We start from the raw sequence: 23,644 nt of genomic DNA, 5'->3' as shown, positions 1-23,644 counted from the left end.
CCTAGACCGCCTCTTTAAGGGGGGGGCCTCCGCCGGCGAAACCCCCTGTTGGAGCGGGGGGTCCTCCCTCCTCCCCGCACCCCCCCAGGACGCCGCCGTGCAGCCGCTGCACGGCGACGCGCACCCCGGGAACCTGATCGCGACGCCGGCGGGCCCGTGCTGGCTGGACTTCGAGGACACCTGGCTCGGCCCGCTGGCCTGGGACCTGGGGATCCTCGGCCGGCAGGGCGGCCCGGAGCTCCTCGCCGCCTACCCCGGTTCGTTCGACGAGAGCGCCCTCGAGCCGTGGGTCCGCGTGCGGGAGCTGTACTCGGTCGTGTGGCAGCACGTCATCGCGATCCGGTTCCCGCACCGGCTCCCCGGTGCCCGGTCGTCGCTCGCCGCCTACTTCTCCTGAGTCGCCGGGTACCAGGACAGGATCGCCTCGACCACGCCCGCCGGGTCCTCCAGCGGGGTCAGGTGCCCGGCGTCCGGCAGCACCACGAGCGTCGAGCCGGGCATGGCCTCGCTCATCGCGCTCGCCGCCTCGACCGGCGTGATCGGGTCCTGCTCGCCGACGACGACCAGCGCGGGCACCTTCGCTTCCCGGAGCAGGTCGAGCGAATCCGGCCGGGTCCGCAGCGCCAGCGCCGTCCACGAAATCCCGGCGGGCGGCTGCGACTCGATGATCTCCCGGACGGTTTCGACGATCTCGGGACGTTCCTTCCGCGTCGACTCGGCCAGCAGGTTCGGCAGGTTGGCCTCGGCCAGCCAGCCCTTGATGCCTTCTTCTTCGACGCGCCTGGCGACGTCCAGCCGGCTCTGCGCGGCCTCGGGCGTGTCCGGCGCGGCCTTGGTGTCGATGAGGACGAGCCCGCCGACCCGCTCCGGCGCCAGCCGCAGCACGGCCATCGCGAGGTAACCGCCCATCGAGCAGCCGCCGAGCACGACGCGGTCCAGCTCCAGGCGGTCGAGCAGGGCGACGACGTCGCGCGCGGCGTCCTCGAGACCCGGTTCGCGGTCCGAGTCCGGCAGCGGCGAGCGGCCCAGCCCGCGCTGGTCCGGAGTGATCACCCGAAGGTGTGAAGCGAGGGGCTCGCGCACCGCGTTCCACATGCGGGCGTCCAGGGGAAAGGCGTGGAGGAGGACCAGCGGCAGTTCGGTCATGCGCGCCATTTTGTCGGATGTTTTTGTCGGACCCCCGCGCTAGCTTCGCCGATGTGTTCACCGACATCGAAACCGACCGGCTGCTGCTGCGTCCGCTCCACGAGGCGGACCGGCGGGCGATGGTCGACATCCACACCGATCCGCGCACCAACCGGTTCCACCCCGACCCGCCCGACGTGCCGGCCGCGTCGGCGATGTTCTCGGACTGGCTGGCGCACTGGGCCGAGCACGGCTTCGGCTACCCCGCGGTGACCGAACGCGGGGGCGCCGAGGTGCTCGGCATGTGCGGCGTGCGGCTGCGGGAGTTCCACGGCGAGAAGGTGCTGAACCTCGGCTACCGGTTCCGGCCCTCGGCATGGGGCAAGGGTTATGCGGTGGAGGCCGGGCTGGCGGTGCTCGACTGGTGCGCCCGCGACCTGCCGTCGGTGCCGGTGCTGGCGAGCGTGAGCATCGCGAACAAGCCGTCGCTGCGGGTCGCGGAGCGGCTCGGCTTCACCGAGTACACGGAAGAGATGTACGACGGCGCGATGTCGCGCCACTACCGGCGCTGAGCCGGGCGGTGTTTGACAACTCCAGAGCGAATCAGCGGCGGCGTTGCGGCCGCCGCCGCGCGCGGGCTTCCCAGCAGGGCCGGTGCCAGTGCCGGCGGTCGGCGACCGAGCCGGTCTCGTCGGCGGGCCAGACGACGAGGTGCGGGGTGCCGGGCCGGATCTCGTGGTCACAGCCGGGGCAGCGGTAGAACTTGGTGGCCTGCGAGCCGGGCACGGTCCGCACGAGCCAGTCCCCGTCGGCCCCGGCTTCCGCGCGGGCCCAGCCGGTCGCGGCGCCGAGCTCGCGTTCGGGCGGCCCGCCGTCCGCCCGGCGGCCGGGACGATTCCGTCGAGGCACCCCCGAACGGTATCTCCCGCCCGCCCACCCCCGACGCGACCTCCACCCCACACGTGTCGTCCCCCCCCCAGGCAAACGTGTCGTCCCCCCAGGTACGCGAGTCGTCCACCTGAGTACGCGTGTCGACCCTCCAATCACGAGTGTCGACCTTCCAATCACGCGTGATGCCCCTTCAATCACACGTGATGCCCCTCCAGTCACGCGTGATGCCCCTCCAGTCACGCGTGATGCCCGTCGGCGCTCAGGCCGCGCGTTCCGCCACCCGGTCACCGGCCCGCAACCGGCGCAGGATGCCGTCGTGGCCGAGTCCTGCCCAGCCGAGCCGGTCCAGCGTCCGGCCCGTCCGGCGGAAGTCCTCACCGCCGAGCACCGACATGATCGTGATCGCGGCGTCGACCATCGGCGTGGCGACGCCGGCGCACCGCGCGAGCGCCTGCAGCGGCACGAGGGTCGAGCGGATGTCTTCGCTGAGGAACCGGTGGTCGAGGCTGGTCGGCGCGGCGATCGTCCGGTACGGCTCCACGGTCCGCAACGCGTCGAGCAGCGTCGTGGCCGGGCAGCCGTAGTAGCGGTCGAGGACCTCGGTCATCGGCAGCAGCCGCGCGCCGTACGCCCGGGCGACGGCGGCGAACTCGGCCTCGGTGCGCTCCAGCAGGGCGATCGTCCGCGGCGAGACGCCTTCGACGTAGAAGAGCAGCTCCTCGGCGCGGTCGATGGTGCCGAGGTTGGCCAGCGCGATCGGCACGTGCGCGACCGCGCCGAAGTCGTGCAGCCCGCGCTCGACGGGGTTGCGCGCGACCTCCAGCATCGGGAACCACTCGCGCAGCAGCCCGGCGTGCCGTCCGACGGCGGCCGCGGTGCACCCGGAGAGCAGGTTCCAGCCCTTGACGCCGAGCACGCGCACCCCGTCGGTCCCGGCCGGCCGCGCGGCGAACAGCGCGTCCGTCTCGACGACGTCGACCGCCGGCGCCCCGGCGGCGGCGAGCACGTGGGCGAACTCGACGCTCCCGCAGAGCTTGCTGGAGAACAGCACCACGACCTGCCCGGCGCCGAGGTGCGGCGCGAGCCGGGCGGCGACCTCCGGGTAGGCGGTGGTCACGGTGGCGACCAGCACGACGGCGCGGCCGCCCAGCCCGGCCGGGTCAGCGGTCACCTCCCGGAGCGGGAACCGCCCGTCGAGCACCCCACGCGCGACGATCTCCCGGCGACGCGCGATCTCCGCCACGGCCCGGAGATCCCGGGTGTACAGGTGCACCGGCAACCCCCGCGAAGCTAGGTACGCCGCCACGGCCCGTCCCTCGCCGCCCGCCCCGATCACACCGATCCCGTCCAGCACGCTCATCCCGCCCACTCCCCGTCGATCCGGTACGCAGTGGACAGGTCGGCACACCGGCGGGGAAAGTTCCCGCCGGCGCACATTCCCGGAAAACGGGACGTCAGCCCTGCGCGAGCGCCAGCGGGACCAGCTGCTCGGCGGTGGTCAGCGAACCGTGCTGCCCGACCAGCGACGTCTCGACGGCCTCGGCGAGCCCCCGCACCATCCCGAACCGCCCGCGCGCGGCCGCGACGACGTCGCCGATCCGCGGCAGCACCCGGTCGCTGACCGTGTGCCCGAACCACCCCTCGGCGACGGCTTCCTCCCGCGACCGCACCCACGCCCGCTCGCCCAGCACCGCCTGCCAGGCCGCGAGGACGTCCGCGGCCGCGCCCGGCTCGGTGTAGACGTGCCGGGCCCGCACCTCACCCCCGAAGGTCCGGACGCCGGACAGCAGCTCCGGCACGTCCTCGAGGTCGAGCTTGTCCTCGACGGTCACCATCCCGTGGTCGGCGACCACCGCGAGCAGGGCGCCGGCCGGCAGACCGTCCACAAGGGACTCGACGAGCCGGTCGATCTGCCGCAGCTGCATCCGCCACGCGGTCGAACCCGGGCCGTAGACGTGCCCGAGCAGGTCGAGCTCACTGTGGTAGGCGTAGCAGAACGCACGCCCGTCGAGCACCGACAACGTCCGCGCGGCGAGGTCGCCCAGCGCGTGCACCCCGGCGTAGCGCGCGCCGCCCTGGGTGGCCATCGTCAGTGCGGTGTCGCGGAACTTCGCGGAGGACACCACCGCCGCGTCGATGCCCGCCGCGGCCGCCCGTTCGAACGTTGTCGCCAGCGGCTGCACCTCACGCGGCGGGAGAGCGCCCCGCAGGTCGCTGCCGTCGTCGTGGCTGCACCAGCGCAACGCGTTGAGCACGCCCGTGCCCGGCATTTCGAAGGTGTAGCCCACCATCCCGTGCTCTCCCGACGCGAGCCCGGTCCCGATCGCGGCCAGCCCGGCCGCCGTCGTCGACGGGAAGCCGACGCGCAGCGACTCCCGGGCGAGCTCGGTCAGCACCGGGGCGTCCGCGGCGTGCTCGGCGAGCAGCTCCCAGCCGAGCCCGTCGACGAGCAGCACCCCGGCACTGCGCGCCTCCGGCAGCGTCAGCGTGTTCGCGCAGCCGGGCACCCCCAGCGCGGCGAGCAGGGACGGGACGACCTGGCCGAGGTGCGGGACGCCGGCGAGTGAAGGGGGCTGCACGCGCCCAGCTTCCCATCCGCGGGCCCCTCCGGCGATAATCGCGGCATGCCGACCTACGCCTACCGCTGCCGCGAGTGCACCGAGACCTTCGAGCTCCTGCGCCCGATGAGCGAATCGAGCGCGCCGGCGGCCTGCCCGGAGGGCCACGACGACACCGTCAAGCTGCTCACCACCGTCGCCCTGACCGGGGCCGCGAGTGGTCCCGCGGCCCCGGCCGGCGGTGGTGGCTGCTGCGGCGGCGGTTGCTGCGGCTAAACCGCCTTCAGCGCCTGCTCGAGGTCGTGCCAGAGGTCCTCGACGTCCTCGAGCCCGGCCGACAACCTGATCAGCTGGTCGGACACCCCGGCGTCGTGCCGGTCGCCGGCGTCGACGATCCGGTGGCTGATCGAGCCCGGGTGCTGGATCAGCGTGTCGACGCTGCCGAGGCTGACGGCCGGCGTGATCAGCCGGACCGCGCCGATGAGGGCGTGCGGGTCGCCGTCGACCTCGAACGCCACCAGCGACCCGCCCAGCCGCGGGTAGTGGACGGCCGTCACCGCCGGGTGGTCGCCGAGCCGCGCGGCCAGCGTCGCCGCGGTGGCGGACGCCGCGTTCACACGCAGCGGCAGCGTGGAAAGCCCGCGCAGCAACAGGTATCCGGCCAGCGGGTGCAGCACACCGCCGGTGGCGAAGCGGATCTGCCGCAGCCGCGCGGCCTCCGAGGCGTCACACGCGACGATCCCGCCCATCACGTCGCCGTGGCCGCCGAGGAACTTCGTCGCGCTGTGCAGCACGATCCGCGCGCCGTGCCGGCCGGGGCGCTGGAGCACCGGAGTCGCGAAGGTGTTGTCCACCACCAAAGGCACGTCACCACAGGCCGCGGCCAGGGCGGCGATGTCGACCTCGGCGAGCGTCGGGTTGGCCGGGGTTTCGACGAACACCAGGCCCGTGTCGGGCCGGAGCGCGGCGGCGACGGCGTCCGGCGCGGCCCACGTGACCTCGGTGCCGAGCAGCCCGGACTCCAGCAGGTGGTCACTGCAGCCGTAAAGCGGGCGGACCGCGACGACGTGCCGTTTCCCTTGCGCCACGGCGGAAAGCAGGCAGGCCGAGACGGCGGCCATACCACTGGCGAACGCGACGCCGTGCTCGAAGCCCTCGAGCTCGGCCAGCGCCCGCTCGAACCGTTCGACGGTCGGGTTGCCGACGCGGCCGTAGATAGGCGGGCCGTCGACCTCGCCCCCGGCGGCGAACTCGTCGATCCGGGCGGCTTCGGCGGCGCTGTCGCGGGACGGGTAGGTCGTGGACAGGTCGAGCGGGGCGGCGTGCACGCCGAGGTCCGTGAGATCGTCGCGGCCGGCGTGGACGGCTCGGGTGCGCAGGGCGGAAGTCATACGAGCATGCTCGATCTTTCCCCGGATCGAAGGCAACAGTCTCGGATATCATTCGCCGATGCCTGATTCCGTCGAACTGAGCCCGGTGGACCTCGAGATTCTGCGGTTGCTGCAGAACGATGCCCGGATCACCAACAAGGACCTGGCGGCCGCCGTCGGCATCGCGCCGTCGACGTGCCTCGACCGCGTGGCGCGGCTGCGGGACACCGGCGTGATCACCGGCCAGCACGCTTCGGTCGACGCCGCGAAGCTGGGGCGGCCGCTGGAGGCTTTCCTGTTCGTCCAGGTGCGCCCGCACCGGCGGCCGCTGGTGGACCCGTTCGTCGCGCACCTGCTGTCCCTGCCGGAGGTGCGCGCGGTCTACCACCTGACCGGGCCGGACGACTTCCTCGCGCACGTCGCGACCAGCTCCGCCGCCGAGCTGCAGCGGCTGGTCCTCGACGAGCTGACCGCGCGCGACGAGGTCGCCCGGGTGCACACGAACCTGGTGTTCCAGCACTGGAGCGGCGGGCCGCTGCTACCGCCGAGCTCCTGACGTCACAGCGTTTCCAGCCACCGGCGGGTCCCGCGCGGGGACGTCAGCCGGACGACCGCGGGGCACGGCGGCCCACATCCGGATCCGCGCCCGCTTCCGCGCGAACGACGCGAAGTGCCAGCGGATGATCGAGTCCGCGGAGAACATCTGGCGGAGCGACTCGACGTTGCCGTTGCAGATGCGCTCGCGGGTCAGCGAGCGCCAGGCCGTCCGGCGCACCAGGCGGCCCAGCGAAAGCCAGCGCGGGTAGTCGAGCCCCACGATGAGCTGCACGCGGGGCAGCACGACGTCCGCCCACCGGGTGTACGCGGCGTCGAGGACCCAGCGCTCCCCCGCGCACACCTCGGCGATGCGGCGGCGCTGCTCGTCGTCGGAGACCGCGACCCAGCCCGGCAGCCAGGTGAGGTCGTCGGCCGAGACGTACGGCAGGCCGGTGCGCTCGGCGATGCGGGCCGCGAGCGTCGACTTGCCCGAGCCGGTCACGCCGTAGACGACGATGCGCTCAGGACTCGAGGTCACGGGCGGCTTCCTGCGGTCCGCGGTAGGGCAGGGTCTGGCTGTAGACGACGTTCGTGGTCGTGCTGCCGAACTGGGCCAGCTCGTCCATGGTGTGCTCGAGGTGGGCCATGGACGCCGCGGCGATCTTGAGCGTGTAGCAGTCGTCGCCGGTGGTGCGCAGGCACTCCAGGATCTCGAAGCGCTCGGCGAGCAGCTTGTGCAGCGGCTCGTGGCGGCTGCCGGGGTACTTGAGCCGGACGACGGCGAGCACCGGGTAGCCGAGCTTGCCGAGGTCGATGTCCGCGCGGTAGCCGGTGATCACCCCGGCGGTCTCGAGCCGCCGGAGCCGTTCGGTGGCCGCGGACGCGCTGAGGTTCACCCGCCGGCCGAGCTCGGTGAGCGGCAGCCGGGCGTCCCGCTGGAGCTCGACGAGGATGGCCCAGTCCGTCGGGTCGAGACTCTCGGTCATCGGCCGAACATACCGCGAGATCCACGGCGAAAGCGTCCCAACGCCGTGATCGTTCCCTTCCGATCAGGGCGTTGACCTCGATAGCCTTTCCCGGTGAAGATCGGCGTGAACGTCCCCAACTTCGGCCCCGGCACGGACCCGGGCGCGCTGCGCGCGTGGGCGCAGACGGTCGAGGGGCTCGGCTACGACCTGCTGATGGTGTCCGACCACGTCGCGATCACCCCCGACGTCGCCGGCCAGTACCCGGCGCCGTTCTACGAGCCGTTCACGACGCTGTCCTGGCTGGCGGGCATCACCAGCCGGGTGCGGCTGGGCACCACCGTGCTGGTCGTGCCGTACCGCCACCCGCTGCTGGTGGCCCGGATGGCGGCGAACCTCGACGCGCTCAGCGGCGGCCGGCTGGTCATCGGGGCCGGGATCGGCTGGGCGAAGCAGGAGTTCGACGCGCTGGGCGTGCCGTTCGAGCGGCGCGGGAAGCTCACGACCGAGTACCTGCGGGCGATCCGCGCGGCCTGGGCCGACCACGACGACTACCGCGCCGGCCCGATCCCGCTCTGGCTCGGCGGGCACAGCGACGCCGGGCTGCGCCGGGCGCTGGAGCTCGGCGACGCGTGGCACCCGCTGCGGATGACCATGTCCGGCTTCCGGGAGTCGTTGGCGCGCCTGGAAAAGCTGGCCGGCGACCGGCCCGTGCCGTCGTTCGCGCCGCGGATCCTCCTGCGGGTCACCGGCGCCCCGGTGACCGGGCCGGACCGGCGCGCCGGCGAAGGCACCCTCGACCAGGTTCTCGACGACCTGGCGCAGCTGCGGGACCTGGGCGCGGACACCGTCGTGCTCGACCCGTTCGACTCGGACCCCGCCGAAACCCTCCACCCGGAGGCGGCGTGGCGTGACCTCGCGGCGGTGGCCGCGGCCTGGAAGGAGAACCGGTGAACGACACCGAACTGACGTTGCTGCGGCGGGCGATCGAGCTGGCGCGGGAGGCGCGCGAAGAGCACGGCAACCCACCCTTCGGCTCCCTGCTGGCCGACGCGGACGGCCAGGTCCTGGTCGAAGACCGCAACACGTCGTTGACGGACAACGACATCACGGCCCACCCGGAGCTGAAGCTGGCCCGCTGGGCGGCCCAGAACCTGACCCCGGAAGCCGCGGCGGCGACCACGATGTTCACCAGCACGCAGCCGTGCGGGATGTGCACCGGCGCGATCGAGCGGTCCGGGCTCGGGCGGGTCGTCTACGCGCTCTCGACCGAGCAGTTCCTCACGCTGCGCCCGCCGGTCACCTGGGGCGACCACAAGCTCGAAGGCCCGGCCCTGTTCGACGAGGCCCGCGTACCGGTCGAGGGCTACTACCAGTGACGAGCTACGACGTCCGCCCGGTGGCGCGGGTGGAGTCGCCGCTGGCGGACCGTTCGGCGGCCCCGAAACAAGGTGACGAAGGAGCGCCTCCGGCCCGCGTGGTGATCGCGCCCGAGTTCCACCACGCGGCCGCCGACCTCCGCCCCGGCGACCGCCTGGTCCTCCTCACCTGGCTGCACGAAGCCGACCGTGCGGTCCAGGCGGTCCACCCGCGCGGCGACCCGGACCGCCCGAGCACCGGCGTGTTCTCGACCCGCTCACCGGACCGCCCGAACCCGATCGGCCTCCACACGGTCACGGTGACGGCGGTCGAGAACGGAACGCTCACGGTGACGGGCCTGGAGGCGATCGACGGCACCCCGGTGCTCGACCTGAAACCGGTCCTCGGCGAGGTGGCCGGACGCTGATCAGTAGTCCTTGAAGCCCTTCCCGGTCTTCCGGCCCAGCCGCCCGGCCGTCACGAGGTGCTCCAGCAGCGGCGCCGGCGCGAAGCCCTCCTCGCGGAACTCGTTGTACAGCGTCCGCTGGATGGCGAGCGAAACGTCCAGGCCCACGACGTCGAGGAGCTCGAACGGGCCCATCGGCAGGCCGCAGCCGACCTTCATGGCCGTGTCGATGTCGTTCGCTCCCGCGTAGTGCGCCTCGAGCATCTTCACCGCGTCGTTGAGGTAGGGGAACAGCAGCGCGTTGACGATGAAGCCGGCCCGGTCGCCGCAGTGGACGGCGTGCTTGCCGACCGCGCCGCAGACCGCGTTCGCCGTCGCCACCACGTCCGGGGCGGTCGCGATCGTCGAGACGACCTCCACCAGCTTCATCACCGGGGCCGGGTTGAAGAAGTGGAGACCGACCACGTCGGACGGCCGGGACGTCGCCGCAGCGCATTCGATCACCGGGAGCGAAGACGTCGTCGTGGCGAGGACCGCGCCGGGGCGCACCACCTCGTCCAGCGCGGCGAACACCGCCTGCTTCACCGAAAGCTCTTCGGCCACCGCCTCGACGACCAGGTCGACGTCGGCCAGTGCCTCGAAGTCGGTGACCGGGGTGATCCGCGCCAGCGCGGCGGCCGCGTCCTCTTCGGACAGCTTGCCCTTGACCACGGCCTTGTCGAGCGACTTCTTCACCTTCGCGACGGACGCCTGCGCCTTCTCCAGGCTGCGGGCGCGCAGCACGACGTCGAGACCGCGCTTCGCGAACACCTCCGCGATGCCGGTGGCCATGGTGCCGGTGCCGACCACGCCCACCCGCGCGACCGGGCGCGGCGGCACGGAGTCCACAGTGGACGCACTGCCGGAGTCGACCACGGTGGGCGAGTCCGGGGCGTCGTAGGTGTAGAAACCACGGCCGGTCTTGCGGCCGAGCAGGCCCGCCGTGATCATCTGCTTGAGCAGCGGCGCCGGCGCGTGCAGGCGGTTGCGGGACTGGTGGTACATCGTGTCGAGGATTTCGTACGCCGTGTCGAGCCCGATCAGGTCCAGCAGCGCCAACGGCCCCATCGGGTAACCGCAGCCGAAGCGCATCGCGGCGTCGAGGTCCTCGCGCGTGGCGTAGCGCTGCTCGTACATCCGCACGGCGTGGTTGAGGTAGCCGAACAGCAACGCGTTCGCGATGAACCCGGCCCGGTCGCCGATCACCACCGGCGTCTTCCCGAGCCGTTCGGCGAACGCGACGATCTCGGCGACCACCTCCGGCTCGGTGACCACCGTCTTCACGATCTCGACGAGCTTCAGCACCGGCGCCGGGTTGAAGAAGTGCATGCCGACGACCTTGCCGGGCCGCGCCGTGTGCACACCGATCTCGGTGATCGACAGCGAGGAGGTGTTGGACACGAACACGACGTCCGGCCGGGTGACCTTGTCCAGCTCGGTGAACACCTCGGCCTTCAGCTCGAGGCTTTCCGGGATCGCCTCGATCACGAGGTCCACTTCGGACAGATCCGACAGCGAGGTGCTGTACCGGATGCGCTCCAGCAATGCCTCGCGACCGGGCTCGTCGAGCTTGCCGCCGGAGAGCGCCCGTTCGGTGGAGTGCCGCAGGTGGCCGCGGCCCCGCTCGAGCCCCGGCTGGTCGAGCTCGACCGTGACGACGTCGAGCCCGCTGCGCGCGAGCACTTCGGCGATCCCGGCCCCCATGGTGCCGAGGCCGACCACTCCGACCGTCGAGATGTCCCGCGCCATCGAGGCCTCCAGAGATGTTACTCGCTGGTAATTGGCCCCTGACTCTGCCACACCGGACCTTCGGAAGCCCACACGGAATCGAGTCAGTACCGCGCAAGTCACCCGGTCGGCAACACCGGCTTCACTCGCCGAAGTTGCCGTCCACCAGCTCCTTCGCCTTGTCCAGCGCGGCGGAAGCCTGCGTCCCGCGGGCCTGCAGCACGATCCGGTCACCCTGGCGCGCGCCGAGGGACATCAGCGCCAGCACGCTCTTGCCGTCGGCCTCCTGCTCGCCGAGCCGCACGGTGACTTCGGCGTCGAACGCGCTCAGCGCGCGCACCAGCACCGCGGCCGGCCGCGCGTGCAGGCCGACCTCGTTGTGCAGCTCCAGCTCGATCTCGGCGCCCCCGGCCGTGGCCTCGGCGGGGGTCAGGTCCTCGGGCATCCCGGCCGCCGCGGCGGCTTCCGCCACCGCCTTGCGGTCCTGCCCGGCCTGCGCCGCGACCGCCGCCGCGATCGCGCCCTCGACCAGCGGGCCGTCCGCCACGACGGCGGAGGAGGGGTCGGCCAGGGACTCGACGGCGAGCTCGGCGGTCATCTGCGCGCTGCCGAGGTCGTAGAGCAGCACCACACCGTCGCCGGAGTCCGCGCGCTGGGTCGCGGCGACGACCTCGTCGTAGTCCGTGCCGATCGAGCCGTCGGGCAGGCCGCCGGCCGGCCGGATGGTGACGTCCGGCGCCATCTGGGCGGCCAGCTCGGCCAGGCCTTCCGCGAGCTTCGCGCTGTGCGAAACGAGCACGATTCCGACGCTCACCGGGCGGCCTCGGCGAACGCGCGCAGCAGCAGAGCCGAGGACCGCGCACCCGGGTCTATGTGCCCCACCGCCCGCTCGCCCAGGTAGGACGCGCGGCCCTTGCGCGGCACCAGGTCCACAGTGGACTCCGCGCCGCGGTCGGCCGCGTCGGCCGCCGCCGTCAGCACCGCGGCGACGTCGCCGCCGTCCTCGGCCGCCTTCTCCGCGGCCGACAGCGCGGGGATCAGGGCGTCGACCATCGTTGCGTCGCCGCCGACGGCCTTCCCGCGGGCCTGGACCCCTTCGAGCCCGGCGCGCAGCGCGTCCAGCAACGCCGGAACGTCGAGTTCCCCGGCCGTGCCCAGTTTGGTCGAGGCACGCAGGAAAGCCGTGCCGTACAACGGCCCCGCGGCCCCGCCGACCTTGGAGATCAGCGTCGTCGCGACGAGCTTCAGCACGCCTCCCGGCGTGTCCGGGGCGCCCGCGTCGAGCGCCGCGACGACGGCGGTGAACCCGCGGTTGAGGTTCTCGCCGTGGTCGCCGTCGCCGATCGCGCGGTCGAGCTCGACCAGCTCGGCCCGGTGCTCGGCGACCACACCCGCCGCGGCGCGCACGGCGGCCGCGACCCCCTCGGCCTTGCAGGTCATCAGACCCCCCACCGGAGCGCCGCGGTGTTGACCGGTGCGTCCCAGAGCTCGGTCAGCTCGTCGTCCAGTTTGAGCAACGTCAGACTCATCCCCTGCATCTCGAGGCTGGTGATGTACGGCCCGACCAGCCGGCGTTCGACCACGATCCCACGCTCGGCCAGCAGCCGCTCGGCGATGCCGTGCGCCAGGTAGAGCTCGACGAGCGGGGTGCCGCCCATCGAGTTGGTGAACAGCAGCACGCGGTCGCCGGACTCGAAGGGCAGGTCCTCCACCACGGCCTGGACCAGCCGCGCCACCAGCGCGTCGGCCGGCTCGAGCGGGATCCGCTCGCGGCCTGGCTCGCCGTGGATGCCGATGCCGAACTCGATCTCCCCCTCGCCGAGGTCGAAGCTCGGGGTGCCGGCGTGCGGCACGGTCGGCGCGGTCAGCGCGACGCCGATCGAGCGCACCTGGCCGATCACCTTCTCCGCCAGGGCGGTCACGGCGTCGAGCGAGTCGCCGCGCTCGGCGGCGGCGCCGGTGATCTTCTCCAGCAGCACCGTGCCGCCGACCCCGCGGCGGCCCGCGGTGTAGGTCGAGTCCTTGACCGCGACGTCGTCGTCGATCACGACGCTGCGCACGTCGAGACCCTCGGCGGCGGCGAGCTCGGCGGCCGTCTCGAAGTTCAGCACGTCGCCGGTGTAGTTCTTCACGATGAGCAGGGCGCCCGCGTCCCCGGTGGTCGCGGTGACGGCGGCCTGCACGGCGTCCGGCGTCGGCGAGGTGAACACCGCGCCGGGCACGGCGGCCGACAGCATGCCCCGGCCGACAAAACCGCCGTGCAGCGGCTCGTGCCCGGACCCGCCGCCGGAGATCACGGCGACCTTGCCCGCGACCGGCGCGTCGGCCCGGACGACGACGTCCGGGTCGGACTGGACCCGAAGGATGTCGGCGTGCGCGGCGGCGAGGCCCCGCAGCGACTCCGCGACGACGTTCGCCGGATCGTTGATGATCTTCTTCACGGCAGCCTCCGGCACATCGGCGGGTGGGGTGTCCCCTTCCTACCTCTCCGCGGGGTCCGCCGCCAGGTCAGGCTTGGGGGAGCTTCGTGACCACGTTCTTCGCGACGCCGAGAGCCTTGCCGCACGGGTCGTCGGCGTCCGGTTTGGCGGTGTAGCTCTGGTAGTCCACTTGGGCCAGTTCGACGTCGTCGCCCTGCCACGGCCGGTGCTGCCACTCCACCGTGCACTGCGACGAGCTCGTGGCGCCCTGCTTCCGGTAGGCCGTGACGCCGTTGCCGAGGTCCACCTTGGAGTACCCGTCCCCGACGATCGGGGGCAGGCCCGGCAGGAACTCGACGGTCACGGTCGGGTTGGCGCCGTTGCTCTGCCACGCGCAGGAGTGCAGGCCGGACGGCGCGGACTTCGCCGACGGCACGGCGGGGGTCACCGCCGCGGTGTCGGCCATCGCACACGGGTCGGCGGTCAGCAGGGTGCCCGGCGGCGTCGAGTACTTCTCCGGCGAGTTGTGCAGCTTCTGCACCACGGCGTCCATCAGCGTCTGCCCGGGGCGGCAGGGGTCACCGGGGTAGGCGACCGTCAGCACCAGGGCGTTGTCCGGGTTCAGCGCCGTCATCGCCGCGACCGTGCAGTCGGTGTCGTCGGTCTTGTTCACCCGCAGCGGCAGCCCGCCGACCTGCCCGGCCGTCTTGTCCGCGTGCGGCAGCAGGGTGCTGCCGATCTCGAAGTCGAACCGGATCTCCTTGCCGCCGGGGTCCTTCACCTTGTTGGCGCACTTGTCGAAGGCGATCGACGACGGCGACGGGTCCTCCTCGACCGTGCCGAGGCCCAGCGCGCCGAGGGCTTCCTTGGTGAGGAACTGGCACGGCTTGATCGTGCGGAGCACGTTCGCCGCCACCGCGGCGTCGGTGATCGGGCCGTCGGCGACCTGGCCGGTGCCGGCCGCGGCCGGCACCGTCGTCCGCGCGAAGTTGGACCGGCCGAGGTCCTGCCCGCACGCGGTCAGCGGCAGCGCGAGGGCGGTGACCAGCAGGAACAGCTTCGGAAGACGGCGGCGCCGAACGTCAAGGAGCACGCAGTGCACGGTAGCGGCAACCTCGCGCCGCTGTCCGGACAACCCGGCTATTCACCCGCCGCGGGGGTGGTGTCCCCGGCCTCGGTCTCGGTCTCCGCCGGCACGACCAGCGGCCGGAGCTGCGCCCACAGGATGAACAGCGCGGAGACCACCAGCATGCCGATGCCGGCCCACAGGTTGATGTTCACCCCGGCGGCCTTCTCGATCTCCTGGTCGGAGGTGAAGCCGATGCCCATCACCGTGAGGATGACGCCGTACACGCCGATCAGCAGCGCGATGATCAGCCGGATGTCGAAGGCGCCCGCTTTCCGCGGTCGCGCGCCGGACTCGGTGGCCATTCCGACCTCCTAGAAGATGATGTTGAGGGCGATGGTCAGGATCAGCACGATGCCCGCGAGCAGGCCCGGCTTGCGGTACCAGCCCGCGTTCTCGCCGGTGTCGTCGTGCTTGCGCGTTTCCTTCGGGGTCAGCGAGTAGACCAGCCCCACCAGCTCTTCGTCCGGCTTCGGCCTGGTCGCCAGCGACACCACGACGCTCACCACGATGTCGACGACGAACGCGGTCCCGGCGGCGACGAAGCTGATGCCCTGGCCGGTCAGACCGAGTACCCCGGCCTGCGACAGGCCCCAGACGGTGACCGCGGACGCGGTGCCGAGCACCAGGCCGCTCCAGCCGGCGTGCGGGGTCATCCGCTTCCAGAACATGCCCAGGATGAACGTCGCGAACAGGGGCGCGTTGAAGAAGGAGAACAGGTCCTGCAGGTAGTTCAGGATGTTGCCGGAGTTCGACGCGATGAACGCGGTGCCGATGGCGAGGATCGTGCCGACCGACGTCACCACGCGCCCGAGGCGCAGGTAGTAGCCGTCCGGCTTGTCCTTCTTGATGTAGGTCTGCCAGATGTCGTACGTGAAGACGGTGTTGAACGAGCTCAGGTTCGCCGCCATGCCGGCCATGAACGAGGCCAGCAGACCGGCGATCGCGATGCCGAGCATGCCGTTCGGGAGCAGGTCGCGCATCAGCAGCAGGAGCGCGTTGTTGAACGTGACGCCGCTTTCCGCGGTGCCGCCGTCCAGCAGGACCTGCTTGTCCTTGACGTACTCGGACACGGTGACCGCGGCGATCATGCCGGGGATGATCACGATGAACGGGACCAGCATCTTCGGGAACGCGCCGATGATCGGCGTGCGCCGCGCGGCGGACATGCTCTTCGACGCCATCGCGCGCTGTACCTCGACGAAGTTCGTCGTCCAGTAGCCGAAGGAGAGCACGAAGCCCAGACCGAACACGATGCCGAGGATCGAGAGGATGTTGTTGCCGAAGCCGGTCAGGTTGTCACCGGGCCACGAGTGCAGCTGCGCGGTGCCGCCGGGGCTGTTGGTGACCTTGTCGACCAGGCCCTGCCAGCCGCCGACCTTGACCAGGCCGATGATCGTCAGCGGCACCAGCGCGATGACGATCACGAAGAACTGCAGGACCTCGTTGTAGATCGCGGCGGAGAGCCCGCCGAGAGCGGTGTAGGAGAGCACGATCACGGCGGCGATGATGATCGACACCCACAGCGGCCAGGCGAGCAGCAGGTTCACCACGCTGGCCAGCAGGAACAGGTTCGCGCCCGCGATCAGGATCTGAGCGGCGGCGAAGCTGATGCCGTTGACCAGGTGCGCCGGCTTGCCGAAGCGGCGGCGCATGAACTCGGGAACGCTGCGGACCTTCGAGCCGTAGTAGAACGGCATCATCACGATGCCGAGGAACAGCATCGCCGGGATCGCGCCGATCCAGAAGTAGTGCACGGTCGGCAGGCCGTACTGGGCGCCGTTGGCCGACATGCCCATGACCTCGACCGCGCCGAGGTTGGCCGAGATGAACGCCAGGCCGGTGACCCAGGCGGGCAGCGACCGGCCGGACAGGAAGAAGTCGAGACTGCTCGACACCTGTCGTCGTGCCAGGTACCCGATGCCGAGCACGAGCACGAAGTAGAACGCCAACTCGATGTAGTCGATCGCGCTCGCGTCGAGTCGCAGGTTCGCATCGGCTAGGACGAGCACCCGACCCACCTCTTTTCAAACTGGACAACAACCCACAGGAATCACCACTGTCCTGTCGGATCCGGACAGTACTGCATGGATTCAGGGTCGGCACGCTGACCTGTCCAAAGTGGCCTGAAGGCGCGCCTCCCCCGGCATTCACCAGGGGAAACGCGCCTTTGTTCACGCACCGCGGGAGCGGCTGCCGATCATCGATCGGTGGGCACGGCGATCTCGCCCTCCTCTTCGATCAGCTTGGCGAGCACCTCGTCGGGCAGGTAGGTCCGGTGCGGGTAGCCCGGACCCCACGAGTTGAGCAGCGGCACGGCGCCGAGCTCGTCCGCGCGCGGGTTGGCCAGCACGGCGTGCACGTCCTCGACCGACTGCGCCCAGCGGAAGGCCTTGATGCCCTGCTTGCCCTCGGGCACGTACTTCTCGCGCGCTTCCCAGTCGTCGTTCTTGTACGAGTCGTCCCACAGGACGTGCCCGGCCTCGGCGAGCACTTCGGCGGCCGCGCGGACCGACGTGCCGTTGTCGTCGCCGGGGTTGGTCTCGGGCCACTCGTCGCGCTTCTTGGCCGAGTCCCACAGCCAGCGGGCGGTGTACTCGCTGCCGTTGAAGATCGACATGCAGCGCGACCAGCCGAAGCCGACGCAGGCGCCTTCACGGCCCTGGTCGTAGAACGCGTACCAGGCGTCGGTGTCCGGGGAGCCGCCCGGCTCGAGGCACACGCAGTGCCCGCCGCGGATCCGGCCGAGCTTTGCGACGCCGGCCTTCGCGATGAAGAACTCACCGGAGGCCTCGTCCTGTTCCGGGGTGTCGAACGCGGAGTACCAGTTGACCCCGATCACGACGGGCGCCTGCGTGGGCCGGTCGTCATCGGACAGCGCGGTCAGCGGATACCTTTCCACGTGCCGCCAGTCGTCCGGAACGAACCGGCCCAGGCGCGGGTCGGCCGGATCGGAACCGAGTGGGCGATAACGCATGACTTCCTCCTCCGTGCGTGCGAAAAACGCGCGCACACCGGCCGGACGGACATGCGCACACCGAGCTCGAAGGCGGACTGAAACGTAGGCACGACAAAGAAAGACGGCCGAGCGCACCACCCTCCGGCCACGCCGGAAGCACCGGCGGAACCCCTCGAAATCGAGTGTCGCACGACTCCGGCTAACGAGATCCCGGACTCACCCGAACAGCGCAGAAAGGCGGGAACGGAAAAGATCTGATCACTCCGCCGCCGCCTATCGGGTTAACGATTTCCGGCCGGAGAGTCGCGAGCACCGAATTAGATACGCGATCCAGGCATCGATCCGGCCACGAACGCCACCTTTCGGCGGGCGACGTCCGGGACGGCGCGACGGTCCGCCCGGCCGGCGGGCGGAATGGGATTGTCCGGCAATCACGAGGAGATTCGCGCCCGCCGGCCGGACCGGCCAAGAAATGGCGTCGCCGGCCCGAGCGCAGTTCGGCCGGCGGCGAACCACCCGGATTCCCGGAACGTCAGAACAGCCGGAACTCGTCGGACTCGATGCCGCGCAGCTCGTCGTAGTCCAGCGTCAGGCAGCGGATCCCGCGGTCCTCGGCCAGCGTCCGGGCCTGGGGCTTGATGATCTGCGCCGCGAACACGCCCTGCACCGGGGCCAGCAGCGGGTCGCGGTTCAGCAGCTCCAGGTAGCGCGTCAGCTGCTCGACGCCGTCGATTTCGCCGCGGCGCTTGATCTCCACCGCCACCGACTTGCCGTCGGCGTCGCGGGCCATGATGTCGACCGGGCCGATCGGGGTGGGGAACTCGCGGCGGACCAGCGTGTACCCGTCGCCGAGGGTCTTGATGTGCTCGGCCAGCAGTTCCTGCAGGTGCGCCTCGACGCCGTCCTTCTGCAGGCCCGGTTCCGCGCCCAGCGCCTGGCTGTAGTCGTGGAAGATCTCCTCGATCGAGATCACCAGCTTCTCGCCCTGCTTGTTCTCGACGATCCAGATCTTGCCGTCTTCGATCAGCCAGCAGGGCGGGCTCATCCAGTTCAGCGGCTTGTACGCGCGGTCGTCGGAGTGGACCGACAGCGAGCCGTCGGACTTGACGAGCAGCAGGCGGGTGGCCATCGGCAGGTGGGCGGTGAGCCGGCCGGCGTAGTCGACCTGGCACCGCGCGATCACGAGACGCACCCGAGGAGGGTAGGACAGGGTCGGTGATACTGGGCGCGTGGACCCCATTCAGCGTGTCGCGTCCCGCGAGGTGTACCGGAACAACTGGCTGACGATGCGGGAGGACGAGATCCGCCGCCCCGACGGCTCGGCGGGCATCTACGGCGTTGTCGACAAGCCGACCTACGCGCTCATCATCGCCCAGGACGGCGACCGGTTCCGGCTGGTCGAGCAGTTCCGCTACCCGGTCGGCGGGCGCCGCTGGGAGTTCCCCCAGGGCACCGCGCCGGACCGCGCCGACCTGCCGCCCGCGGAGCTCGCGGCCCGCGAGCTGCGCGAGGAGACCGGGCTGCGCGCCGCGTCGATGGTGACGATCGGGCAGCTCGACGTCGCGCCCGGCCTGACCAGCCAGCGCGGCTGGGTGTTCCTCGCCACGGACATCACCGAGGGCGAGCCGGAGCGCGAGCTCGAGGAGCAGGACATGCGCAGCGCGTGGTTCTCGCGCGCGGACCTCGAGAAGATGATGCTCAGCGGCGAAATCACCGACGCGCAGACGCTCGCCGCCTGGACGCAGCTCACGCTGTTCGAGCGGCACCGGCCCTGACCGGGGACGCTCAGTCGGGCCAGGACGGCTTGCGCTTCTCCAGGAACGCCGCCATGCCCTCGCGCGCGCCGGGCAGCTGGGACGCCGAAGCCATGACCTCCAGCGCGATCGCGTAGGCGTCGGCCTCGGGCCGGTCGAGCTGGGCGTAGAGGGTCAGCTTGCCCATCGTCTTGCTGGCCCGGCTACCGCGCGTCGCACGCGCGAGCAGCTCCGCGACGGCGTCGTCCAGCTGCTCGTCCGGGACGACGCGGTTGACCAGGCCCCAGTCGAGCGCGGTCGCCGCGTCGACGACGTCGCCGGTCAGCGCCAGCTCCATCAGCCGCTTGCGGCCGATCGAACGCGCCACCGGGACCGCCGGCGTGTGGCAGAACCAGCCGCCCTTGCCGCCCGGCAGCGCGAAGCCCGCCGACTCGGCCGCCACGGCGAGGTCGCACGACGCCACGAGCTGGCAGCCCGCCGCGGTGGCCAGGCCGTGCACCCGCGCGACGACGACCTGCGGCACCGACTGCATGGTCTTCATCAGGTCCGTGCAGAGCGTCAGCAGCTCGCGCACGCCCATCAGGTCGCGCGCGGCGACGTCGCCGAAGTCGTGCCCGGCGGAGAACACCGGGCCCGCGCCGGCCAGCACGATGCCGGTCGCGTCGGAGTTCCCGGCCTCGTGGAACGCCGCGAGCAGCTCGGCCAGGTGGTCCGCGGACAGCGAGTTGCGCCGCGCCGCGCGGTTCATCGTGATCGTGACGGTGTCGCCGTCGCGCTTGACCAGGATGTGTTGGTACTCGGTCATGCCTCGACGGTAACCCGTCGGAATGTCCGCCGATAGCTGTCCGGGCCGACACCCACTTCGGCGCGCATCCGGCGTCGCAGGTTCGCCGCCGTGCCCAGCCCGGACCGCTCGGCGACGCGCTCGACCGGCAGTTCCGTCGTCTCCAGCAGCCGCTGCGCGTACCGGACGCGCTGGACGCGCAGCCAGCGTCCGGGCGTCACGCCCGCCGCCGCGGCGAACTCGCGGTGGAACGTCCGCTCGCTCATCCGTGCGTGCCCGACGAGGTCCTCGACGCCGATCCCGGAGCCGAGCCGCGCCAGCGCCCAGTCCATTGTGGACGCCATCCCCGGCTGAGATGTCGCCGGCGGCAACGGGTTGTCGACGTACTGCCGTTGGCCGCCCTCACGGGCCGGCGGCATCACCAGGCGGCGCGCGAGCGTGGCGGCGATGTCGGCGCCGTGGTCACGCCGGACCAGGTGCAGGCAGAGGTCGAGGCCGCCGACCACTCCCGCCGAGGTCAGGACAACGCCGTCGTCGGTGTAGAGCACGTCGCGCTGGAGGTCGGCGTGCGGTGCGGCGACGGTCAGGGCGTCGAAGTCGCGCCAGTGCGTCGTCGCCGGGCGGCCGTCGAGCAGGCCGGCGGCGGCCAGCGTGAACGCGCCCGAGCACAACGCGGCGACCGTCGACCCGGCCCGGTGCGCCCGCCGCAGCGCCGCGACGGCGGCCGGCGGCACCGCGGCGTGGGGGTCGTTGCGGCCGGGCGCCAGCACGAGGTCGCAGCCGTCGAGGCCGGCGAGCCCGTGTGTCGCCGCGACGTCACCGAACGGCGACACCGCCGTCCGCGCCCGCCCTGAGCTGCACAAACGGACACTGAACGGGCCGATGCCGCTGTCGGTGCGGTCCTGGCCCCAGACCTCGCCGATCACCGCCAGGTCGAACATCCGGGTGCCCGGCAGCAGCAGAACGCCGATCGTGCGCATGGCAGGAAAGTACCGCATCGCGCGTCTTCTGCCACTCCCCTGACGGCCGGACAGCCGCAAAACTCGACGGCATGACGGCACTCATCCTGATCGACGTCCAGCGTGGGTTCGACGACGCGGCCTTCTGGGGCCCGCGCAACAACCCCGGCGCCGAGGCGAACATGAAGGCACTCCTCGACGCGTGGCAGGAGCGGCGGCTGCCGGTCGTGCTCGTGCACCACGACTCCGTGAAGCCGGGCTCGCCGCTGCGGCCCGGCCAGCCCGGCAACGACTTCAAGCCCGAGCTCGACGGCGCGCGGCCGGACCTGGTGTTCGGCAAGCAGGTCAACTCGGCCTTCCTCGGCGACGTCGACCTCGACGCGTGGCTGCGCAAGCGCGGCATCACGAGTTTTGTGCTCGCCGGGATCCAGACGAACTTCTGCTGCGAGACCACCGCGCGGATGGGCGGAAACCTGGGCTACGACGTGACTTTTGCGCTCGACGCGACCTTCACGTTCGACCTCCCGGAGGTGACCGCCGACGAGCTGTACCGCGTCACGGCGGCGAACCTGGCCAACCAGTTCGCCACCGTGAAGTCCACGAAGGACATCCTGGCGGACCTCAGCTGAGGCCGTGGCGCTCGCGGATCAGGTCGACGATGCCGGCCATGATGCCGGTCAGCTCGTAGTCCTTGGGCGTGAACACCCGCGCGATGCCGCGTTCGGTCAGCAACGCGGCGTCGTCCGGCGGGATGATGCCGCCGACGATCACCGGCACGTCGCCGGCGCCCGCGGCACGCAGGCCGTCGACGACGTGCGGGACGACCTCCAGGTGCGAGCCGGAAAGCACCGAGAGCCCGACGACGTGCACACCCTCCTGCACCGCGGCCGCGACGATCTGCTCGGGCGTCAGGCGGATTCCCTGGTAGACGACCTCGAAGCCGACGTCGCGCGCCCGGACGGCGACCTGCTCGGCGCCGTTGGAATGGCCGTCGAGGCCCGGCTTGCCGACCAGGATCCGCAGCCGCTCGCCGAGCTCTGCTTCGGTTTCGCGGACCCGCGAGCGCACCCGCTCGATCTCCGGGTCACCCCCGCCGGCGGCCGTGGCGGAAACCCCGGTGGGCGCGCGGTATTCGCCGAACACCTCGCGCAGCGCGCCGGACCACTCGCCGGTGGTGACGCCGGCGCGCGCACAGTCCACAGTGGCCTCGAAGAGGTTTTCCGTGGTCTGCGCGCGTTCCTTCAGCGCGGCCAGGGAGCGTTCTACGGCGGCGGCGTCACGCTGGGTCCGCCACTCCTCGATCGCCGTGACGGCGGCCTTTTCGACGGCGGGGTCGATCGTTTCGATCGCCTTCGCGCCCTCGGCCTGCAGCGGCGACGGCTCGGTCGTCTCGAACTTGTTGACGCCGACCAGGATCCGCTCGCCGTTCTCCATCCCGCGGCGGTACTCGGCCAGCGACCCGACCAGCTGCGACTTCATGTAACCGCTCTCGACCGCGGCGACCGCGCCACCGAGGTCCTGCACGCGCGCGATCTCCTCGCGCGCGCCGGCCATGATCTCGTCGACCTTGGCCTGGATGACGTGCGAGCCGTCGAAGATGTCCTCGTACTCCAGCAGGTCGGTCTCGAACGCGAGCACCTGCTGCATCCGCAGCGCCCACTGCTGGTCCCACGGCCGGGGCAGCCCGAGCGCCTCGTTCCACGCGGGCAGCTGGATCGCGCGGGCCCGCGCGCCGCGGGAGAGCGACACCGCGAGCATCTCCAGCACGATCCGCTGGACGTTGTTCTCCGGCTGGGCTTCGGTGAGCCCGAGCGAGTTGACCTGGACGCCGTAGCGCAGCCGGCGCGCCTTCGGATCCGTTACGCCGTAACGATCCCGCGTGAGCTCGTCCCAGAGCGCGGTGAACGCGCGCATCTTGGACATCTCCTCGACGAACCGGACGCCGGCGTTGACGAAGAAGGAGATCCGCGCGACGACCTTGGCCATGTCGGCCGGCTCGACCTGCCCGGAGTCGCGGACGGCGTCGAGCACGGCGATCGCGGTGCACAGCGCGTAGGCGACCTCCTGCGTCGGCGTCGCGCCGGCTTCCTGCAGGTGGTAGCTGCAGATGTTGATCGGGTTCCACTTCGGCACGTGGTGCACGGTCCACGCGATCATGTCGGTGATCAGCCGCAGGCTCGGGCCCGGCGGGAAGATGTAGGTCCCGCGGGACAGGTACTCCTTGATGATGTCGTTCTGCGTGGTGCCGGTGAGCTTCGCGAGGACTTCAGCAACTTCACCGTCGTCGCGTCCTTCTGCTTTTGCCTGCTCGCGCGCCACGGAGACGTACAGCGCGAGCAGCCACATGGCCGGCGCGTTGATCGTCATCGACGTGTTCGCCTCGGCGAGCGGGATGCCGTCGAAGAGCCGCCGCATGTCACCGATGTGCGACACGGGCACGCCGACCTTGCCGACCTCACCACGCGACAGCTGGTGGTCGGGGTCGTAGCCGGTCTGCGTCGGCAGGTCGAAGGCGACCGAAAGGCCGGTCTGACCCTTGGCGAGGTTGCGCCGGTACAGCTCGTTCGACGCGGCCGCGGAGGAGTGCCCCGCGTAGGTCCGCATCACCCACGGTCGGTCACGTTCACGGTCCGTTGGGTACGGCACAGGACACCTCCGGCGGTG

The 23,644-nt window shown here is 71.6% G+C and carries 28 protein-coding genes; 9 read left to right on the top strand and 19 right to left on the bottom strand.

Annotated features, from left to right (window positions below; all coding sequences use genetic code 11):
- Positions 1–97: 97 nt before the first annotated feature.
- Positions 98–397, top strand: coding sequence for a phosphotransferase family protein (locus ACZ63J_RS27480; RefSeq protein WP_465439658.1), 300 nt, complete (start codon positions 98–100; stop codon positions 395–397).
- Here the strand turns inward: ACZ63J_RS27480 and ACZ63J_RS27475 are convergent.
- Positions 385–1,146 carry an alpha/beta fold hydrolase gene (locus tag ACZ63J_RS27475; protein ID WP_465406265.1) on the bottom strand — a complete coding sequence of 254 codons (762 nt, stop codon included), beginning with the start codon at positions 1,144–1,146 and terminating at the stop codon, positions 385–387. The genes ACZ63J_RS27480 and ACZ63J_RS27475 overlap by 13 nt on opposite strands.
- Positions 1,147–1,163: 17 nt before the next feature.
- On the opposite strand from ACZ63J_RS27475, the gene ACZ63J_RS27470 reads away from it, so the two are divergent.
- Positions 1,164–1,697 (top strand): GNAT family N-acetyltransferase, encoded by a 534-nt coding sequence (locus ACZ63J_RS27470; protein ID WP_465406267.1) that lies wholly within the window; start codon positions 1,164–1,166, stop codon positions 1,695–1,697.
- Positions 1,698–1,728: 31 nt separating this feature from the next.
- Here the strand turns inward: ACZ63J_RS27470 and ACZ63J_RS27465 are convergent, their stop codons facing one another.
- From ACZ63J_RS27465 to ACZ63J_RS27455, 3 genes are all read right to left on the bottom strand, one after another.
- The gene (locus tag ACZ63J_RS27465) at positions 1,729–2,034 is read right to left on the bottom strand and encodes a hypothetical protein (RefSeq protein ID WP_465312642.1); all 306 of its coding nucleotides are present in this window, start codon (positions 2,032–2,034) and stop codon (positions 1,729–1,731) included.
- A 241-nt stretch (positions 2,035–2,275) separates the two neighbouring features.
- Entirely contained in the window at positions 2,276–3,376 is a 1,101-nt protein-coding gene (locus tag ACZ63J_RS27460; RefSeq protein WP_465406269.1) for an NAD/NADP octopine/nopaline dehydrogenase family protein, read from the bottom strand.
- A 94-nt stretch (positions 3,377–3,470) separates the two neighbouring features.
- Complete coding sequence (locus tag ACZ63J_RS27455; RefSeq protein ID WP_465336404.1) at positions 3,471–4,595, bottom strand: alkaline phosphatase family protein; 1,125 nt, start codon at positions 4,593–4,595, stop codon at positions 3,471–3,473.
- A 45-nt stretch (positions 4,596–4,640) separates the two neighbouring features.
- On the opposite strand from ACZ63J_RS27455, the gene ACZ63J_RS27450 reads away from it, so the two are divergent.
- The gene (locus ACZ63J_RS27450) at positions 4,641–4,850 is read left to right on the top strand and encodes an FmdB family zinc ribbon protein (RefSeq protein ID WP_465406271.1); all 210 of its coding nucleotides are present in this window, start codon (positions 4,641–4,643) and stop codon (positions 4,848–4,850) included.
- Here ACZ63J_RS27450 and ACZ63J_RS27445 read toward each other — a convergent pair.
- Positions 4,847–5,965, bottom strand: a complete 1,119-nt coding sequence (locus ACZ63J_RS27445; protein ID WP_465406273.1) for a trans-sulfuration enzyme family protein — start codon at positions 5,963–5,965, stop codon at positions 4,847–4,849. The two genes, ACZ63J_RS27450 and ACZ63J_RS27445, sit on opposite strands and share 4 nt — an antisense overlap.
- 58 nt (positions 5,966–6,023) lie before the next feature.
- Here ACZ63J_RS27445 and ACZ63J_RS27440 point away from each other — a divergent pair, with 58 nt between their 5' ends.
- Positions 6,024–6,500 (top strand): Lrp/AsnC family transcriptional regulator, encoded by a 477-nt coding sequence (locus ACZ63J_RS27440; protein ID WP_465312647.1) that lies wholly within the window; start codon positions 6,024–6,026, stop codon positions 6,498–6,500.
- Here ACZ63J_RS27440 and ACZ63J_RS27435 read toward each other — a convergent pair.
- A complete protein-coding gene (locus ACZ63J_RS27435; RefSeq protein WP_465406276.1) occupies positions 6,483–7,019 on the bottom strand; it encodes a P-loop NTPase family protein in 537 nt (178 codons plus the stop codon). The two genes, ACZ63J_RS27440 and ACZ63J_RS27435, sit on opposite strands and share 18 nt — an antisense overlap.
- Positions 7,003–7,467 (bottom strand): Lrp/AsnC family transcriptional regulator, encoded by a 465-nt coding sequence (locus ACZ63J_RS27430; RefSeq protein ID WP_465406278.1) that lies wholly within the window; start codon positions 7,465–7,467, stop codon positions 7,003–7,005. The genes ACZ63J_RS27435 and ACZ63J_RS27430 overlap by 17 nt, the downstream gene beginning before the upstream one ends.
- A 93-nt stretch (positions 7,468–7,560) precedes the next feature.
- On the opposite strand from ACZ63J_RS27430, the gene ACZ63J_RS27425 reads away from it, so the two are divergent.
- Genes ACZ63J_RS27425 through tsaA form a run of 3 tightly spaced genes read left to right on the top strand, consistent with a single transcriptional unit; the run spans position 7,561 to position 9,232 of the window.
- Positions 7,561–8,400: an LLM class flavin-dependent oxidoreductase gene (locus ACZ63J_RS27425; protein WP_465406281.1), complete on the top strand. Its 840-nt coding sequence runs from the start codon at positions 7,561–7,563 to the stop codon at positions 8,398–8,400.
- Positions 8,397–8,825, top strand: coding sequence for a nucleoside deaminase (locus tag ACZ63J_RS27420; protein WP_465312651.1), 429 nt, complete (start codon positions 8,397–8,399; stop codon positions 8,823–8,825). Before ACZ63J_RS27425 ends, ACZ63J_RS27420 begins: the two co-directional genes overlap by 4 nt.
- On the top strand, positions 8,822–9,232 hold the full coding sequence (gene tsaA / locus ACZ63J_RS27415) for a tRNA (N6-threonylcarbamoyladenosine(37)-N6)-methyltransferase TrmO (protein WP_465406283.1): 411 nt from the start codon (positions 8,822–8,824) through the stop codon (positions 9,230–9,232). Before ACZ63J_RS27420 ends, tsaA begins: the two co-directional genes overlap by 4 nt.
- On the opposite strand, the gene ACZ63J_RS27410 is transcribed toward tsaA, so the two are convergent.
- The 9 genes from ACZ63J_RS27410 to nucS form a co-directional block, all read right to left on the bottom strand.
- Positions 9,233–10,999 (bottom strand): 3-hydroxyacyl-CoA dehydrogenase family protein, encoded by a 1,767-nt coding sequence (locus ACZ63J_RS27410; protein ID WP_465406285.1) that lies wholly within the window; start codon positions 10,997–10,999, stop codon positions 9,233–9,235.
- Between the two features lie 121 nt (positions 11,000–11,120).
- Complete coding sequence (dhaM, locus tag ACZ63J_RS27405; RefSeq protein WP_465406287.1) at positions 11,121–11,792, bottom strand: dihydroxyacetone kinase phosphoryl donor subunit DhaM; 672 nt, start codon at positions 11,790–11,792, stop codon at positions 11,121–11,123.
- Positions 11,789–12,418 carry a dihydroxyacetone kinase subunit DhaL gene (gene dhaL, locus ACZ63J_RS27400; protein WP_465406289.1) on the bottom strand — a complete coding sequence of 210 codons (630 nt, stop codon included), beginning with the start codon at positions 12,416–12,418 and terminating at the stop codon, positions 11,789–11,791. Before dhaL ends, dhaM begins: the two co-directional genes overlap by 4 nt.
- Positions 12,418–13,419: a dihydroxyacetone kinase subunit DhaK gene (dhaK, locus tag ACZ63J_RS27395; RefSeq protein WP_465406291.1), complete on the bottom strand. Its 1,002-nt coding sequence runs from the start codon at positions 13,417–13,419 to the stop codon at positions 12,418–12,420. Before dhaK ends, dhaL begins: the two co-directional genes overlap by 1 nt.
- Positions 13,420–13,486: 67 nt before the next feature.
- The gene (locus ACZ63J_RS27390; protein WP_465406293.1) at positions 13,487–14,491 is read right to left on the bottom strand and encodes a DUF3558 domain-containing protein; all 1,005 of its coding nucleotides are present in this window, start codon (positions 14,489–14,491) and stop codon (positions 13,487–13,489) included.
- Between the two features lie 47 nt (positions 14,492–14,538).
- Positions 14,539–14,829, bottom strand: a complete 291-nt coding sequence (locus ACZ63J_RS27385) for a hypothetical protein (protein WP_465406294.1) — start codon at positions 14,827–14,829, stop codon at positions 14,539–14,541.
- Positions 14,830–14,838: 9 nt separating this feature from the next.
- Positions 14,839–16,536: a sodium:solute symporter family protein gene (locus ACZ63J_RS27380; RefSeq protein WP_465406296.1), complete on the bottom strand. Its 1,698-nt coding sequence runs from the start codon at positions 16,534–16,536 to the stop codon at positions 14,839–14,841.
- A gap of 188 nt (positions 16,537–16,724) precedes the next feature.
- Positions 16,725–17,501 carry a hypothetical protein gene (locus ACZ63J_RS27375; RefSeq protein ID WP_465406298.1) on the bottom strand — a complete coding sequence of 259 codons (777 nt, stop codon included), beginning with the start codon at positions 17,499–17,501 and terminating at the stop codon, positions 16,725–16,727.
- Positions 17,502–18,015: 514 nt separating this feature from the next.
- Positions 18,016–18,675 (bottom strand): endonuclease NucS, encoded by a 660-nt coding sequence (gene nucS, locus ACZ63J_RS27370; protein WP_465312663.1) that lies wholly within the window; start codon positions 18,673–18,675, stop codon positions 18,016–18,018.
- Positions 18,676–18,712: 37 nt separating this feature from the next.
- Between nucS and ACZ63J_RS27365 the strand changes: the two genes are divergently transcribed.
- Positions 18,713–19,258: an NUDIX domain-containing protein gene (locus tag ACZ63J_RS27365; protein WP_465406300.1), complete on the top strand. Its 546-nt coding sequence runs from the start codon at positions 18,713–18,715 to the stop codon at positions 19,256–19,258.
- Positions 19,259–19,268: 10 nt separating this feature from the next.
- Here ACZ63J_RS27365 and ACZ63J_RS27360 read toward each other — a convergent pair whose 3' ends face one another.
- Both ACZ63J_RS27360 and ACZ63J_RS27355 read right to left on the bottom strand, forming a co-directional pair.
- Positions 19,269–20,042 (bottom strand): enoyl-CoA hydratase-related protein, encoded by a 774-nt coding sequence (locus ACZ63J_RS27360; RefSeq protein ID WP_465406302.1) that lies wholly within the window; start codon positions 20,040–20,042, stop codon positions 19,269–19,271.
- On the bottom strand, positions 20,039–21,001 hold the full coding sequence (locus ACZ63J_RS27355) for a GlxA family transcriptional regulator (protein WP_465406304.1): 963 nt from the start codon (positions 20,999–21,001) through the stop codon (positions 20,039–20,041). The genes ACZ63J_RS27360 and ACZ63J_RS27355 overlap by 4 nt, the downstream gene beginning before the upstream one ends.
- A gap of 71 nt (positions 21,002–21,072) precedes the next feature.
- Here ACZ63J_RS27355 and ACZ63J_RS27350 point away from each other — a divergent pair, with 71 nt between their 5' ends.
- Entirely contained in the window at positions 21,073–21,609 is a 537-nt protein-coding gene (locus tag ACZ63J_RS27350) for a cysteine hydrolase family protein (protein WP_465406306.1), read from the top strand.
- Here the strand turns inward: ACZ63J_RS27350 and ACZ63J_RS27345 are convergent.
- Complete coding sequence (locus ACZ63J_RS27345) at positions 21,602–23,626, bottom strand: protein meaA (RefSeq protein WP_465439656.1); 2,025 nt, start codon at positions 23,624–23,626, stop codon at positions 21,602–21,604. The two genes, ACZ63J_RS27350 and ACZ63J_RS27345, sit on opposite strands and share 8 nt — an antisense overlap.
- Positions 23,627–23,644: the final 18 nt, after the last annotated feature.

Source organism: Amycolatopsis sp. NPDC104863, assembly GCF_055582965.1.
The sequence above is the reverse complement of the archived record's forward strand: the minus strand, read 5'-3'. Positions and strand labels throughout refer to the sequence as shown.

Bases quoted from the DNA above. Each gene is read 5' to 3' on its own strand.
- ACZ63J_RS27430 (WP_465406278.1), bottom strand. From the start codon at position 7,467: ATGACCGAGAGTCTCGACCCGACGGACTGGGCCATCCTCGTCGAGCTC.
- ACZ63J_RS27450 (WP_465406271.1), top strand. From the start codon at position 4,641: ATGCCGACCTACGCCTACCGCTGCCGCGAGTGCACCGAGACCTTCGAG.
- ACZ63J_RS27470 (WP_465406267.1), top strand. From the start codon at position 1,164: ATGTTTTTGTCGGACCCCCGCGCTAGCTTCGCCGATGTGTTCACCGAC.
- ACZ63J_RS27375 (WP_465406298.1), bottom strand. From the start codon at position 17,501: ATGCGTTATCGCCCACTCGGTTCCGATCCGGCCGACCCGCGCCTGGGC.
- ACZ63J_RS27350 (WP_465406306.1), top strand. From the start codon at position 21,073: ATGACGGCACTCATCCTGATCGACGTCCAGCGTGGGTTCGACGACGCG.
- ACZ63J_RS27385 (WP_465406294.1), bottom strand. From the start codon at position 14,829: ATGGCCACCGAGTCCGGCGCGCGACCGCGGAAAGCGGGCGCCTTCGAC.
- ACZ63J_RS27360 (WP_465406302.1), bottom strand. From the start codon at position 20,042: ATGACCGAGTACCAACACATCCTGGTCAAGCGCGACGGCGACACCGTC.
- ACZ63J_RS27445 (WP_465406273.1), bottom strand. From the start codon at position 5,965: ATGACTTCCGCCCTGCGCACCCGAGCCGTCCACGCCGGCCGCGACGAT.
- ACZ63J_RS27410 (WP_465406285.1), bottom strand. From the start codon at position 10,999: ATGGCGCGGGACATCTCGACGGTCGGAGTGGTCGGCCTCGGCACCATG.
- ACZ63J_RS27440 (WP_465312647.1), top strand. From the start codon at position 6,024: ATGCCTGATTCCGTCGAACTGAGCCCGGTGGACCTCGAGATTCTGCGG.
- ACZ63J_RS27355 (WP_465406304.1), bottom strand. From the start codon at position 21,001: ATGCGCACGATCGGCGTTCTGCTGCTGCCGGGCACCCGGATGTTCGAC.
- dhaL (WP_465406289.1), bottom strand. From the start codon at position 12,418: ATGACCTGCAAGGCCGAGGGGGTCGCGGCCGCCGTGCGCGCCGCGGCG.
- ACZ63J_RS27475 (WP_465406265.1), bottom strand. From the start codon at position 1,146: ATGACCGAACTGCCGCTGGTCCTCCTCCACGCCTTTCCCCTGGACGCC.
- ACZ63J_RS27460 (WP_465406269.1), bottom strand. From the start codon at position 3,376: ATGAGCGTGCTGGACGGGATCGGTGTGATCGGGGCGGGCGGCGAGGGA.